Source organism: Roseococcus sp. GW821-FHT12F05 (genome assembly GCF_058806835.1).
The window spans coordinates 120971-134079 of sequence record NZ_JBXAQB010000004.1 but is presented as its reverse complement, the minus strand read 5'-3'; the positions used below and the strand labels follow the sequence as shown (position 1 = coordinate 134079).

The 13109-nt window shown below is 65.6% G+C and carries 13 protein-coding genes; 4 read left to right on the top strand and 9 right to left on the bottom strand.

What is annotated here, in order from left to right; translation table 11 throughout:
* Positions 1-93: 93 nt before the first annotated feature.
* Positions 94-516, bottom strand: a complete 423-nt coding sequence (locus tag AC1ROY_RS12555; RefSeq protein ID WP_493149162.1) for a YciI family protein — start codon at positions 514-516, stop codon at positions 94-96.
* 252 nt (positions 517-768) lie between these two features.
* Here AC1ROY_RS12555 and AC1ROY_RS12550 point away from each other — a divergent pair, with 252 nt between their 5' ends.
* The gene (locus tag AC1ROY_RS12550; RefSeq protein WP_493149161.1) at positions 769-1815 is read left to right on the top strand and encodes a lipid A deacylase LpxR family protein; all 1047 of its coding nucleotides are present in this window, start codon (positions 769-771) and stop codon (positions 1813-1815) included.
* Between the two features lie 55 nt (positions 1816-1870).
* On the opposite strand, the gene AC1ROY_RS12545 is transcribed toward AC1ROY_RS12550, so the two are convergent.
* The 5 genes from AC1ROY_RS12545 to AC1ROY_RS12525 form a co-directional block, all read right to left on the bottom strand.
* The gene (locus tag AC1ROY_RS12545) at positions 1871-3235 is read right to left on the bottom strand and encodes a P-loop ATPase, Sll1717 family (RefSeq protein ID WP_493149460.1); all 1365 of its coding nucleotides are present in this window, start codon (positions 3233-3235) and stop codon (positions 1871-1873) included.
* Between the two features lie 385 nt (positions 3236-3620).
* Complete coding sequence (locus AC1ROY_RS12540) at positions 3621-4610, bottom strand: ABC transporter ATP-binding protein (protein ID WP_493149160.1); 990 nt, start codon at positions 4608-4610, stop codon at positions 3621-3623.
* Positions 4607-5680: an ABC transporter ATP-binding protein gene (locus tag AC1ROY_RS12535; protein ID WP_493149159.1), complete on the bottom strand. Its 1074-nt coding sequence runs from the start codon at positions 5678-5680 to the stop codon at positions 4607-4609. Before AC1ROY_RS12535 ends, AC1ROY_RS12540 begins: the two co-directional genes overlap by 4 nt.
* 103 nt (positions 5681-5783) lie before the next feature.
* Positions 5784-7457 carry a Na/Pi cotransporter family protein gene (locus AC1ROY_RS12530; protein ID WP_493149158.1) on the bottom strand — a complete coding sequence of 558 codons (1674 nt, stop codon included), beginning with the start codon at positions 7455-7457 and terminating at the stop codon, positions 5784-5786.
* 106 nt (positions 7458-7563) lie between these two features.
* Entirely contained in the window at positions 7564-7764 is a 201-nt protein-coding gene (locus AC1ROY_RS12525) for a hypothetical protein (RefSeq protein ID WP_493149157.1), read from the bottom strand.
* 174 nt (positions 7765-7938) lie between these two features.
* Here AC1ROY_RS12525 and AC1ROY_RS12520 point away from each other — a divergent pair, with 174 nt between their 5' ends.
* From AC1ROY_RS12520 to AC1ROY_RS12510, 3 genes are all read left to right on the top strand, one after another.
* Positions 7939-8193, top strand: coding sequence for an Lrp/AsnC ligand binding domain-containing protein (locus tag AC1ROY_RS12520; RefSeq protein ID WP_493149156.1), 255 nt, complete (start codon positions 7939-7941; stop codon positions 8191-8193).
* 181 nt (positions 8194-8374) lie between these two features.
* Complete coding sequence (locus AC1ROY_RS12515) at positions 8375-8617, top strand: hypothetical protein (protein WP_493149155.1); 243 nt, start codon at positions 8375-8377, stop codon at positions 8615-8617.
* A 262-nt stretch (positions 8618-8879) separates the two neighbouring features.
* Entirely contained in the window at positions 8880-9158 is a 279-nt protein-coding gene (locus AC1ROY_RS12510; RefSeq protein WP_493149154.1) for a hypothetical protein, read from the top strand.
* On the opposite strand, the gene AC1ROY_RS12505 is transcribed toward AC1ROY_RS12510, so the two are convergent.
* The 3 genes from AC1ROY_RS12505 to AC1ROY_RS12495 all read right to left on the bottom strand — a co-directional run bounded on the left by AC1ROY_RS12505 (position 9159) and on the right by AC1ROY_RS12495 (position 12998).
* Positions 9159-10676, bottom strand: a complete 1518-nt coding sequence (locus AC1ROY_RS12505) for an amidase (protein WP_493149153.1) — start codon at positions 10674-10676, stop codon at positions 9159-9161.
* A 76-nt stretch (positions 10677-10752) separates the two neighbouring features.
* The gene (locus tag AC1ROY_RS12500) at positions 10753-11172 is read right to left on the bottom strand and encodes an EF-hand domain-containing protein (RefSeq protein ID WP_493149152.1); all 420 of its coding nucleotides are present in this window, start codon (positions 11170-11172) and stop codon (positions 10753-10755) included.
* Positions 11173-11345: 173 nt separating this feature from the next.
* Positions 11346-12998: a gamma-glutamyltransferase family protein gene (locus AC1ROY_RS12495; RefSeq protein ID WP_493149151.1), complete on the bottom strand. Its 1653-nt coding sequence runs from the start codon at positions 12996-12998 to the stop codon at positions 11346-11348.
* Positions 12999-13109: the final 111 nt, after the last annotated feature.

The window sequence follows — 13109 nt, the reverse complement described above, 5'->3', positions numbered from 1 at the left end:
CGATTTCATTTCCCAGTGTCTGATCCCAACGATTGCGGGCGTTGCACAACCGCCCTGAGAGGACCCTCGCCAGGAAGTCGAGGGATAGCTGCGTCAGCGGCCCGCCGCCTTGTCCCGGGTCCGCTGCTCCATCTCGACGATCTCCGGCGTCAGCGCCGCGCCGAAATCCTCGGCCTCGAAGATCCGGCGGATCTCGATCTCGCTCGGCCCGGACATCGGATTGGGGCAGCGCCTCACCCAGGCGACGGCCTCATCCATGTCCTTCACCTGCCAGATCCAGAAGCCGGCAACGAGCTCGCCCGTCGCGGCGAAGGGGCCGTCGAGGACGGTGCGGCCCGGCCCGTCGAAGGCCACGCGCTTGCCCCTTGAGGACGGATGCAGCCCCTCACCCGCCAGCAGGATGCCGGCCTCGGCCAGCGCCTCGTTGAACTGCCCCATGGCCCGCATCAGCTCGGTCGAGGGCATCGCGCCCGACTCGCTCTCGGCCGTCGCCTTCACCAGAACCATCACGCGCATCGCGCTCTCCTCCGATCCATCGAGGCCCTCATCGGCCTCTTCCTGAAGACGTCCGAGGCCGCCGGGTTCCGACAGGCGGGGTCGGATTTTTCCGATGGGCCCGCCCCGCGCCGCATGGCGGCCGCAAATCCGCCGCCTCGCCGGGGCGAATGGTCGCGGCCGGAGCGCAACCTCGGCCGCGCTGGCCGCTTAGATGTCAAACAAGGAACTGCTTTTCATGCCTGACCACCCCGTCTTCGAGACCGCCCCCGCATGATCCGGCCTTATCTGCGTCTTCCAGCCATCCTCGGCGCCATCCTCGCCCTGGCCGGCACTCCGGCCGGCGCCCAGACCACCCCGGGCCCCCACCTGGGCGAGCCCGTGCCCGAGACGCAGATCCCCGACCCGCGCGGCACCTTCTCCTTCCTGCTGGACAACGACCTCTTCGCAGGCACGGACAAGAACTACACGAGCGGCTTCCAGTTCGACTGGCGCTCACCCTCCTACAACCCGCCGCCCTGGCTCTCGGCCATCACGGGCCGGATGAGCCTGGTCTTCCCCGAGGGTGGGACGCAGCGCTGGGGCGTCTCCTTCGGCCAGAACATCTTCACGCCCGAGGACACCTCCCGCCGCAACCCGGACCCGTTGGACCGGCCCTATGCCGGCTGGCTCTTCGGCTCGGTCTCGCTCGCCTCCTACACGCCCACCTCCTACGGCAGCGTCGAGCTGCAGATGGGCATCGTCGGCCCCGGGGCGCTGGGCGAGCAGTTCCAGAACGGCGTGCACCGGCTGCGCAACTTCGACCGCGCCGAGGGCTGGGACCACCAGCTCAAGGACGAGTTCGGCATCAACCTGATCGTCGGCCGGCAATGGCGCTGGAACTACGAGACGGGGATCGAGGGGCTGGAATACGGCTTCGTGCCGAGCGTCACCGCGGCTCTGGGCAATGTCTACACCTATGCCAGCGGCGGCATGATGGTGCGCATCGGCAGCAACCTGAACGCGGATTTCGGGCCGCCGCGCACGCGCCCGGCGCAGTCGGGCTCGGCCTTCTTCCAGCCGGACGACAATTTCGGCTGGTACGCCTTCGCCGGCATCGAGGGGCGCGCTGTGGCGCGCAACATCTTCCTCGACGGCAACACCTGGCGCGACGGGCCGCGCGTGGATCGCGAGCCGCTGGTGGGCGATCTCAGCGTGGGCTTCGCGGTGATGTTCCGCCGGGCAAGGCTGACGGCGACTTATACGGCAAGGACCCAGGAGTTCACGACCCAGGGCGGCGGGTCGCAATACGGGTCGATCGCGGTGGCCTTCCGCTTCTGAAGGTCGCGCCGTTCCCGACAACCCGTATGATCGCAACCTCCGCGGCCAATCAAAATTAAGATCTCGCCTTTCTTCGACCAAACTGCAGAGCGAATTCCTTATACAAAGAGTCGTGAATTTGAAAATTATGATCAAAAATGGGATCCGGAAAATTCCGAAATGCCCATCTGTTAGTCCAGCGTCCGCTTCTTTTATCTTTAAAATTTTGCCCGATTGCACCTGACCTGTATAGTCGCGCAACAAGATCTGATATATTATTATCGCAAATATGCTGAATTAATGGATCATTAGTTCTCAGATTGATGCTTCTCAATCTGTCTCGGAAACTTTGCCAGCTAAAATCGTGTGTCCATCCGGTTAATGCTTGCTTAATAACGTTTATCGACCTTGGATTATACGCAACGGCCAAATCATCTCGAACCTCCTGCCAAACATCTCGAGAAAATTCGGAGTTACTCGCCTGAAATAAATTTTCTGAGAAAATATCCCTACTGGCCCCCTTTTGGGCTGCGCGAGAAAGTAGAGCTATAACATTCCTTGGCCTAAACATCGATATATCCAATAAATAATCTGAAAATTCTTTGCCGAAAATTGTTTCTGGAAAATATTCACTTATTATGTCACTGCTTTTGTTTCCTCGCTCAAATATTTCAGAAAGTTCGATACGCCTCTCAACCATCATCAACAAAGGATGGACGTCTTCGAAAACACCGACTCCCCAGAGTATTTGATTCCCAGAAGATGAAATTATTTTATTTAATTCTCCAACCTCTTTCTGCAAATCTGCCAATACTTCAGTCCGGAGTGAAGCATATAAAGTTATTGGGATTTTCCTTTCCCAAAAAAGATGGTTATATTTGTAAACAACGCTTATTAAGTCGCGGATTAAAGCTGCATCCCGTGTTCGTTGGTCCTCCTTTTCATTTACTAGCTCCAGTTCATCAAAAAATACACAGAATTTATAATTTTTTTTGAATACGACACTCGATAGCCAATCCTCAGTTTTATCTAGAATTTTATTAAGATCATCTTTGGTACTATCTTTGCCCTTTTCAAACTCAAATTGCATATCTGCCTGAAATTCAGCGGGTCCAGCAGGAATCTTTGCCTTGATTGACGCTACAATTTTCTTAATGGACCAATCCCTAAAGGAAAAGCGGGGCGCCGCGTGCCTTACGTCGTACAAATCCTTTAGTGATTCAACGACACTCCAACCTGACGCCACATCATTATTTGAAATGATCGAAAGAAAGCTTTTCATTATTATGAAACGCCATATATCTGAGAAATTATAAGCTATTTCTATTTTATCTTGATCCAAAATTGTTATAATATTTTGCTTTTGCAGTAATTTTAAGCGTGCATCTTCGTCAAAATTAGTCTTAAATAAAATAAATGCACTCTTATTTTTTTTCGGAATCCAATAACGATCTCAAATATCGCAGAAATGCTGTTTTACCTGAGCCTTTTTCCCCATAAATAATAAATCGAGACCCATTAATAAAATCTTCGAGCGCCACTGAATTTGGAACAATAAAGGAATTTAAGAATATATCCCTATCCGCTCTTTCGTCTTTCAAGATTTCATCTTTGGCATCTAACTCCCCGATCTGAATTTTTCCTATAGGAATACGCATTTCTGTTCACCCACTTCATTTGATTTGATATTGTCTTACATCAAATTTGTCATGCAACGGGACAGGCACTAGAGCGCGAAAACCGGAGGCGCCGGAGGCCTGAATTCCACGACAACTCAAAAGGCTAAGCGCGGTACGTGAACGAAGGCGAACGCGTCAAGCTCTAAGCTATATATCCGGCACCAGCACGCAGCGCGCCTGCCGCCCCGGCTCGGGCGATCGCAGCGCCGGCACGCGGGCCAGGCACTCGTCCTGCACGTACTGGCAGCGCGGCGAGAATGCGCAGGTGGTCGGCGCGACATCCAGCGTCGGCGGTGCCCCGGGGATCGTGGTCAGCCGCTGGCCGCGCATGCCGGCATGCACCGTCGCGCCCAGCAGCCCCTGCGCATAGGGGTGCAGCGGCCCGGCCATGAGGCCCGCGACGGGCCCCTCCTCCACCACGCGGCCGGCATACATCACGGCCACGCGGTCGGCGATCTCGCCCGCCACGCCGAGGTCGTGCGTGACGAAGATCACGCCCATGTCGAGCCGCTCCTGCAGCTCGCGCAGCAGCAGCAGCACCTGGATCTGCACGGTGGCGTCGAGCGCCGTCGTCGGCTCGTCGGCCAGCAGCAGCTTGGGGCGGCAGGCCAGCGCCACCGCGATCATCGCGCGCTGCCGCAGCCCGCCCGAGAGCTCATGCGGATAGGCATCGAGGCGCCGCTTCGCCGAGGGAATCTGCACCAGCTCCAGCAGCTCCAGCGCGCGGGCCGTGGCGGCGGCGCGCGAGACGCCCTCGTGCCGCTGCACCGTCTCGGCGATCTGCCGGCCGACGGTGAAGACAGGGTCCAGCGCCGTCATCGGCTCCTGGAAGATCATGGCGACGTCGGTGCCGCGGAAGTTGGCGAGCTGCCGCTCGCTCATCTTCGTGACGTCCTTGCCGGCGACCTCGATGGTGCCGGAGATGCGTGCGAATTTCGGCAGCAGCTTCATCAGCGCGCGCAGCGTCACCGACTTGCCCGAGCCGCTCTCGCCCAGAATGCACAGCACCTCGCCGGGCATGACGTCGAGGTCCACGCCGTTCACCGCATGCACCGTGCGGTCGCGCGTGACGAAGGTGACGTTCAGGTCGCGCAGCTTCACCAGCGGCGTGACGACAGGCTTCAGCACCGCGCTCACGCGACCATCTCCGCCTGCGGCGGAGGCACCTCGTAAAGCCGTCCGGCCTTGCTGTGCCCGCTGTCGGCCGAGGCCATGTGGCAGGAGACGATGTGCCCCTCGCCGAGATCGGCCATGACCGGTTTCCGTTCCGCGCAGACCGCCTCGGCATAGGGGCAGCGCGTGCGGAAGCGGCAGCCGGAAGGCGGGTTCACCGGGTTCGGCGGATCGCCCGTCAGCGGCGGCTTGGTGCGGCGGAAGGCCGGGTCCATCGAGGGCCGGCTGTCCAGCAGCGCGCGCGTGTAGGGATGGCCCGCGCGCTCGTAGATGGCCTCCACCGGCCCCATCTCGACGACCTCGCCGAGATACATCACCAGCACGCGGTCGCTGATGTACTGCACCACGTTCAGGTCGTGGCTGATGAAGACGTAGGTCAGCCCGAACTCGGCCTTGAGGTCCACCAGCAGGTTCAGCACCTGCGCCTCGACCGACTTGTCCAGCGCCGAGACCGGCTCGTCGAGAATGACCAGCTTCGGCCGCAGCGCCAGGGCGCGGGCGATGTTGATGCGCTGCCGCTGCCCGCCCGAGAGCTCGTGCGGGTAGCGCCGCGCGAAATTCGCCGGCGCGAGGCCGACGGCGGCCAGCAGCTCGCGCGCCCGCGTCACCGCCTCGTCGCCGGAGAGGCCGTGGATGCGGGGCGCGAAGGCGATGGTCTCCTCGATCGTCAGCCGCGGGTTCAGCGAGGCGTAGCTGTCCTGGAAGACCATCTGCACCTGGCGCCGGTAGTCCCGCAGCGTGAGACCGCCGGTCTGCACGTTCTCGCCGACCTGCTCGCCGTCGAAGATCATGGTGCCGGCATCGGGGTCCATGAGGCGCATGAGCAGCCGCGCCGTAGTGGACTTGCCGCAGCCGCTCTCGCCCACGATGCCCAGCGTCTCGCCCTTGAGGACGTCGAACTCCACGCCGTCCACGGCGCGGACCACCGCCTGCGTCCGTCCAAGCAGCCCGCCCTTCAGGGGGAAATGCTTCTGCAGACCCTTCACGGCGAGCAGGGGCTGCGCGGGGCCGCCGCGGTCTTCGATCGCTTCCATGTCCGTAGGATAGCCCGTCATGCCGCGAGGCCGCAGAGATTTGCGGTGCCCCGCTTCCGGGCGCGGCGCCGCTTTGCCCCAATCCTGGGCAAGGTGCGGCGACTCACGCCCTTGCCGGCGTCAGCCCCGTGTTCCGCTCGCGCAGCCGGCTCTCGGCCAGTTCGCCCGCCGCCTCCAGGATGGGATAGGCGACCGAGGTCAGATGCCCGTGGATGCGCTTGAGGTCGCGGATCATGTCGAGATGAATCGCCGAGGTCTCCAGCGATTCGGCGACGCCCTCGCGCAGGCGGGAAAAATGCAGTTGCGCCGCGTCGCGCTCGGCCGCGCGCAGGCCCGACTTGTCGGCGAAGAGGCGGCGCGCGAGGCCCATGTCGCGCGTGGTGAAGACGTTCAGCGAGAGGCGCATCGTCTCCATGATCCGCGCGTGGAAGGCGCGCAGCTCCGCCAGCCCCTCGGGCGAGAAGGACAGCCCGAGCTTCCCGCGCTTCTCCGCCAGCTCCATCAGGCTCTTGTCGAGGATGTCGCCGACATGCTCGAGGTTCATGATGAAGCCCAGGATCTCGACCGCGCGGGCGCTCTCCTCCTCGTCCATCTCGGCGCGCGAGGCCTGCACGATGTAGAGCTTGATCGCCTCGTGCAGCCGGTCCACCGCATCGTCCGCCTGCTCGACGGCCTTGATTCGCAGCGGGTCGCCGGTCTCGATGGCGTTCCAGGATTCGCCGAGCATGGCGCTCACCCGCTCGCCCAGCACGATCGCCTCGCGCGTCGCGCAGCCCAGCGCCTCGGCCGGGCTGTCGAGCACGGAAGGGTCGAGGTGGCGCGGCGCGCCGGCATCGGCGCTGAGCGCCGCATCGGGAATCCAGCGCTCCAACAGGCGGCCGATCACGTCGATCAGCGGCATGCCGACGATCGAACCGCAGAGGTTGAAGCCGGTATGCGCCATGGCGACGAGCGTCGCGGGGTTGGGGAAGACGGCATGCAGCGCCTCGCCCAGCGGGAAGGCGAAGGGGATCAGGAGCACCGCCGCGCCGCCGCGGATGAGGAGGTGGCCCCAGGCCACCCGCCTGGCCGCCGCGCCGGAATGGGCGAGCGAGAGCACCGGCGCCGCGGCCCCGCCCGCATTGGCGCCGAGCACCAGCGCCACCGCCAGCTCCGGCCCCACCAAGCCTGAGCCCGCGAGCGTCAGCGTCAACAGCACGAAGGCCAGGCTCGAATGCAGCATCCAGGTCACGACGGCGCCGAGCAGGAAGGCCAGCAGCTTCTCGGAGGCCAGCGTGTGCAGGATCATCGCCATGACCGGCGAATCCCGCAGCAGGGCGATGGCATGGTCCATTTGCGTCAGGGCCAGCAGGATCAGGCCGAGGCCGATCGCGAGCCGCGCCGTGCCCTTGCGCCGGTCCGTCTGGGCCGTGAGGAAGAGCGGCACGCCCGCCGCCAGCAGCACCGACCAGAGCCACTTCACGTCGAGCGCCAGCAGCTGGGCCGCGAAGCTGGTGCCGAGGTCGGCGCCCAGCATCACCGCGAGCGCCGCCGACGTGGAGACCAGCCCCTGCCCCGCGAAGGCGCCGATGATGACCGCCACCGCCGTCGAGGATTGCAGCGCGAAGGCGCCGGCGATCCCTCCCAGGAAGGCGTTCAGGCGCCGTCGCGCGGCCGAGCCAAGCGCACGGCGCAGCAACGTGCCATGGGCGCGCAGCATGCCGGTGCGCACCATCCGCACGCCCCAGAGGAGAAGAGCGACGCTGCCGAGAAGCAGCAGGAGGATCTCGGAGCCCATGGAGGCGGCCCTCGCTGAAACAAATATGTCATAATGTGGATCCGGCCGTCCCCCCTGCCAAGGCTTTCAGGCCCTGGACTGAACCCGGATGGGGAAGAGGAAGATTCTAGGGCGCGAAGCCCAGCCAGATGGCGATGCCGTGGAGCACGCCGAGCGGGAAGATCAGGCCCCCCAGGATCAGCAGCACCCAGCGTCCCGCGGCCGCCGTGGCGTGGATGTGCTGGAACCAGGCCGCCATGGGCAGCATGACGAAGATGGTCAGGAGCCAGAGGCTCCAGAGTCGGTCCCACCGCCTCGCCCAGATCATGCGTGCGTCCAGCACTTCCTCAGCCCCGAGTCCACTCGTTCAGCTTAGGTTAAGGATCGTATTCCGGCTTTCCACTCCGGGAAACCACGTAGGGTCTTCCTCGCACCCGCTTGCCGGGGCAGCGACGCAGCGCCTAGAAGGGGTCAGCGCGGGCGTTCGGAAAGGCGGCATTCCTTGCGAGCCATATTCGTCATGGTGAAATGCGAGATGGGTCAGGCCTATCGCGTCGCGCGCGAGATGGCGGACACGATCCCGGAGCTCTCCGAGATGCACTCCACCTCCGGCCAGTACGACCTGCTCGGGAAATTCTACCTCGAGCCGGACCAGGACATCGGCCTCTTCGTGGTGGAGAAGGTGCAGAGCGTCCCCGGCGTGAAGGACACCTACACGCTGCAGACCTTCAACGCCTTCTCCGGCGGGCGGAGCTAACCGGCCGCAATTCGGCCATCGCGCCGCCGCGGGCGCCGCAATCCCGCCAGCACGCGCCTTCAAGGCACCCTCTTCGCGCCATCGGCCGGGGTCAGATTGTGTCCTCAGAGGATGCAAGAAACCCCCTCCCAGGCCCGGCGCCGGAAACGCCGGACCGAAAGCTCCCGAAGGAGCCAGTCCGATGCGCAAGCTTCTCCCTGTCCTCGCCCTCTCCGGCCTGCTGGGCTTCACGGCCTGCACCGACCCCTACGGCAACGTCGATCCGGTCGCGACCGGGCTGCTCGGCGCCGGCGTGATCGCCGCGACGGGCCTCGCGATCGCCGCCTCGAACAGCGGCCCGCGCTACCACGGCCGGGGCTACGGCTATGGCGGCCCGCGCTACGCCTACTCCCGCCCGTCCTACGGCTACGGCCGGCGCTGGTAGGTCTTCCGATCGAAGGGCGAACAGGCCCGGGCGCGCGAGCGTCCGGGCCTTTTGCCGTGCGCGCCGGCTTTCATGCTGCGGTTGCGTGCCTCGCTTCCGCCGCAGCATCGCCGCGCCCGGCACAATTCCGCCGGCACGCGCCTTGAAGAGACCCAAGGGTTGCCACGAGCGGCGAGCAGATTGCTGCTCAGAGGATCAAGAAACCCCCTCCCGGTGCGGAAGCTGAAAGCCCCGCATCGCTGCTCCCGAAGGAGCCAGGATCATGCGCAAGCTTCTCTCCGTTCTCGCGCTCACCGGCCTGATCGGCGCCGGCCTCGCGGGCCTCGCCGCCCCGGCCGACGCCCATGGCTACGGTTACGGCTATGGCTACGCGCCACGGCCGGCCTATGGCTGGGGCCGCCCCGCCTACAGCTACGTGCCCCCGCCCCCGCCGCGGTTCTACGGCTACGGCTATGGCCGTCCGGCCTATGGCTGGGGCCGCCCGGGCTACGGCGGTGGCTGGGGTGGTGGCGGGCACCACCACCACCACCGCGGCTGGTGATCAGACCTGCTGGTAGGGGACCTGATCCCAGGTCTTGAAGCCGGGACGGGAGGACATGGGCGGCGCCTTCTCCAGCGCCACCAGGTCCGGCAGCGGGCGGCCGAACTCCGCGTCGCCCGCGAAGGCGGCCTCGATCGCCGCGGCCACCTGCAGCACCAGCACGTCGCCGCCGCGCGGGCCCACGATCTGCAGGCCGAAAGGAAAGCCCTTCTCGTCCCTGCCGACCGGGAAGCTCATCGCGGGATGGCCCGTGAGCGTCACGTAATAGGCCAGGCTCAGCCAGTGGAAGTAGGTGCGGACCGGCTTGTTGTCGATGACCGCCGGATAGAGCTCCAGCCAGGGCCGCGGGCTCGTGCAGATGGCCGGGCTGACCAGGATCGAGTGCTCGGCGAAGAAGGACTGGAAGCCGCGGTAGATCTGCGTCTGGCGGACCAGCGCATTGGCCTGGTCCTGCAGCGAGTAGCCCAGCGCCTCCTGCACATTGGCGTGCATGTTCGGGCCGCAGTCATCCGGCCGGGTGCGCACGCGCTCGGCGTTGCCGCTGAGGATGCCGGTGGAGCGCAGCACCTCGAAGGCCTCGTCGCCGCCGGACACGTCGGGATGGGCTTCCACCGCGCTGGCGAACATCGGCGCGAGGGCCGCCACCACCTTCTGGAACGCCCGGCGCACGATGGATTCGGTCGGCGCCTGCCCGAAATCCTCGGTGTAGGCGAGCTTCAGCGAGGCGAGATCCGCCGGCGCGACGGGATGATAGTAGTCCGGCACCTCGCGCATCTTCCGGCCCTGCCAGGTATAGGCGAGCGGATCCACCGCATCGTCGCTGGCCATGGCCGACATCATCAGCGCAAGGTCGGGCACGTTGCGCGCCATCGGCCCGAGCATGGGCAGCGGCGACCAGCCATGCGGCCGCCGCGAGCTCGGCACTAGGCCGGACGACGGCCGGAAGCCGATCACGCCGTTGAAGGCCGCGGGGTTGCGCAGCGAGCCGCCGGTGTCGCTGCCCGAGGCCAGCGGGACCATGTTCGTCGCCAGCGCCACGGCCGAGCCGCCCGAGGAGCCGGCCGCGTTGAACTCGGGGTTGAAGGCGTTGCCGGTCGCGCCCCAGACGAGGTTGCGGCTGTTCGCGCCCAGGCCGAATTCCGGCACGTTGGTCTTGCCCACCACGACGCCGCCCTGCGCGCGCAGGTTGGCCACCATGTGCTCGTCCTTGTCGGGGACGTGGTTGGCGAAGATCGGGCTGCCCCAGGTGGTGCGCAGGCCCTTGGTCTCCTCGAGGTCCTTGATGCCCAGCGGCAGCCCGTGCAGCAGCGGCAGCGGGCCGCCCTTCATGGTCTTCTCGTCGGCGGCCTTGGCCGTGGCGCGGGCGGCGCCCTCGTCCATCGCGGTCATGGCATTGACGGCGTGGTTCACCTTGCCGATGCGGCCGAGGCAGGATTCCAGCAGCTCGGTGGAGGACAGCTTCTTCGCGCCGATGAGGCGGCGGGCCTCCAGCGCGGTCAGGTCACAGGGCTCGGTCATGTCTCGGAATCTCCAGCGTTCCGAGGATCATCGCCGCTTCCGGAGCCCGCGCAAGACGCGCACCAGGGAGGGGGACTCAGTCTCCCTTCACATCCATGACCAGGAATTCGGCCGCGACGAAGGCGTAGAGCTCGTCCAGCGTCACGCGGCCGTCCCGGTTGGCGTCGAAGCTGCGGAACCGTCCCGGCGGAAGGCCGCCGACAAGGAGGATGCCGGAGGCCTGTTCGAGCAGGCCGAGCGCCTCGGCGACGTCGGCCGCGAGAAGCGATCCGAACTCCTCCGGCGTCAGGTTGCCGCTGCCGTCCTCGTCGACGGCATGGAAGTCGGCGAGCGCGAAGAGCCACGCCTCTTCCCAACTCACGCCGCCATCCTGGTCGAGATCCCGCAGGCCCAGGAGCAGCTCCGAGGATGGAAAGCCACCGGCCCAGGCCGGCTGCGCCTGGGCGCCGCGACCGAGAAGCAACGCCCCCAGGGCCATCGCCCGCATCAGCTTCATGCTCGCCTCCATCGGGAAGGGCGGAGTGCCGCTTCGATGCGAGCAGACTGACGGGTGCCGGTTACCGGAAGATCACCGGGCCGGTATCGCCCGTGAGGAACTGTGACGGCGCGGACAGCAGGACGCCCCGCACGTCACCATGCGGGGCGTTCCAGGAATACGCCCGGTTGGGCTCAGTAGCCCAGCGCGCAGCCGTCCTTGCGGGGATCGCTGCCGCCCATGAGCACGCCGCGCGCGTGGTCGATGTAGATCGCCTGCCCGCCGCCATGCGGCTTGGCAATGGTCGTGCAGGTGTGGCCAAGCGCCTCGAGCCCCACCACCACCGAATTCGGCACGCCCGTCTCCACCTGCACCTTCCCGTCCTCGGGGAAGACGCGCGGCTGGTCGAGCGCCTGCTGCGGATCCATGCCGTAGTCGAACATGTTGGTCAGCAGCGTGGACTGGCCCATCGGCTGATAGTGGCCGCCCATCACGCCGAAGGGCATGACCGCCTTGCCGTCCTTCATCGCCATGCCCGGGATGATGGTGTGCATGGGCCGCTTGCCCGGCGCGATGCAGTTGGGGTGGCCCTCCTGCAGGCGGAAGCCGAAGCCGCGGTTGTGCAGCATCACGCCCGAGCCCTCGGCCAGGATGCCCGAGCCGTAGCTCTTGAACAGCGAGTTGATGAAGGAGCAGGCGTTGCCGTCCTCGTCCACCACGCAGAGGTAGATGGTGTCCTTGTGCTTGGGGATCAGCGTGTCCGGCGGCGGCGGCACGACCATGGCGTGGTCGTCCTTGATGAGCTTCGCCATGCCGTGCAGGTACGCGTCCGACAGCAGCGTCTCCGTCGGCACGTCCTCGAAGGCGGGGTCGGCGATGAAGGCGTCGCGGTCGCGATAGGCCAGCCGCGCGGCCTCGATGTGGCGGTGGAAGCGCTCGGCCGAGATCGCCTCGCCCGGGGGCGTGAAGGTCTCGAGCATGCCGAGGATCATGAGGGTGATGATGCCCGAGCCGTTCGGCGGGCACTCGTAGATCTCCATATCCTTCCAGGCGCGCTTGATCGGCTCGACGAACTCGGCGCTCCGCAGCGCCTTGGCGAAATCCTCCTCGGTGTGCACGCCGCCGAGCGCGCGGAGGTGCTTCACCATGTCGGCCGCGACCTCGCCCTCGTAGAAGCCGCGCGCGCCCTGCGCCGCGATCTTGCGGAGCGTCGCCGCCAGCGCCGGGAAGCGCATGATGTCGCCGACCTGCGGCGCCTGGCCGCCCTTCAGGTAGTGGCGCGCGGCCGCCTCGTTGGCCGCAAGCTTGCCGCGCGCGTCGGCCCAGTCGAGCGCCACGCGCGGCGACACCGGGAAGCCTTCCTCGGCGAGCTTGATGGCGGGCTGCAGCAGCGCGTCGAGCCCCTTGCGGCCATGCGCGGCGTTCAGCGCCTCCCAGGCCGAGATCGCGCCGGGGATGGTCACCACATGCGGGCTGGTGTCCACGAGCTGGTTCACGCCCAGGCTGCGCAGTTTCTCGGGCGTGGAGGCCGCGGCGGCCCGGCCGGAGCCGTTCATCGCATACACTTTTCCCGTTCCCGCCGGGACGTACAGACAAAAGCAGTCGCCGCCGATGCCCGTGCTCTGCGGCTCGATCACGCTCAGCACCGCGACGGCGGCGATGGCCGCGTCCATCGCGTTGCCGCCGGAGCGCATCACGTCGAGCGCCGTCAGCGTCGCGGCCGGCATGGAGGTCGCGGCCATGCCGCGCATCGAGACCGAGGCGCTGCGGCCGGGCGAGTGGAAATCGCGGTAGCGATGGGTGTGGAGGAAGGCTGGGCGGCTCGCCAGGGGCGATACGACATTCATGCTACGGACTCCCGCTATAGCGCTGGCGAGCCGAGAGAATAGCCGAGAAAGCCGGCCCGTCCATCTACGGGGGATTCCCGGGGGTTGGCGCGGCCCGCCGGCTTCCGCTAA

Excerpts from the sequence above, each read along its gene's own strand:
- AC1ROY_RS12505 (WP_493149153.1), bottom strand. The coding sequence starts at position 10,676 with ATGACCGAGCCCTGTGACCTGACCGCGCTGGAGGCCCGCCGCCTCATC.
- AC1ROY_RS12500 (WP_493149152.1), bottom strand. The coding sequence starts at position 11,172 with ATGAAGCTGATGCGGGCGATGGCCCTGGGGGCGTTGCTTCTCGGTCGC.
- AC1ROY_RS12535 (WP_493149159.1), bottom strand. The coding sequence starts at position 5,680 with ATGGAAGCGATCGAAGACCGCGGCGGCCCCGCGCAGCCCCTGCTCGCC.
- AC1ROY_RS12525 (WP_493149157.1), bottom strand. The coding sequence starts at position 7,764 with ATGATCTGGGCGAGGCGGTGGGACCGACTCTGGAGCCTCTGGCTCCTG.
- AC1ROY_RS12550 (WP_493149161.1), top strand. The coding sequence starts at position 769 with ATGATCCGGCCTTATCTGCGTCTTCCAGCCATCCTCGGCGCCATCCTC.
- AC1ROY_RS12530 (WP_493149158.1), bottom strand. The coding sequence starts at position 7,457 with ATGGGCTCCGAGATCCTCCTGCTGCTTCTCGGCAGCGTCGCTCTTCTC.
- AC1ROY_RS12515 (WP_493149155.1), top strand. The coding sequence starts at position 8,375 with ATGCGCAAGCTTCTCCCTGTCCTCGCCCTCTCCGGCCTGCTGGGCTTC.
- AC1ROY_RS12510 (WP_493149154.1), top strand. The coding sequence starts at position 8,880 with ATGCGCAAGCTTCTCTCCGTTCTCGCGCTCACCGGCCTGATCGGCGCC.
- AC1ROY_RS12495 (WP_493149151.1), bottom strand. The coding sequence starts at position 12,998 with ATGAATGTCGTATCGCCCCTGGCGAGCCGCCCAGCCTTCCTCCACACC.
- AC1ROY_RS12555 (WP_493149162.1), bottom strand. The coding sequence starts at position 516 with ATGCGCGTGATGGTTCTGGTGAAGGCGACGGCCGAGAGCGAGTCGGGC.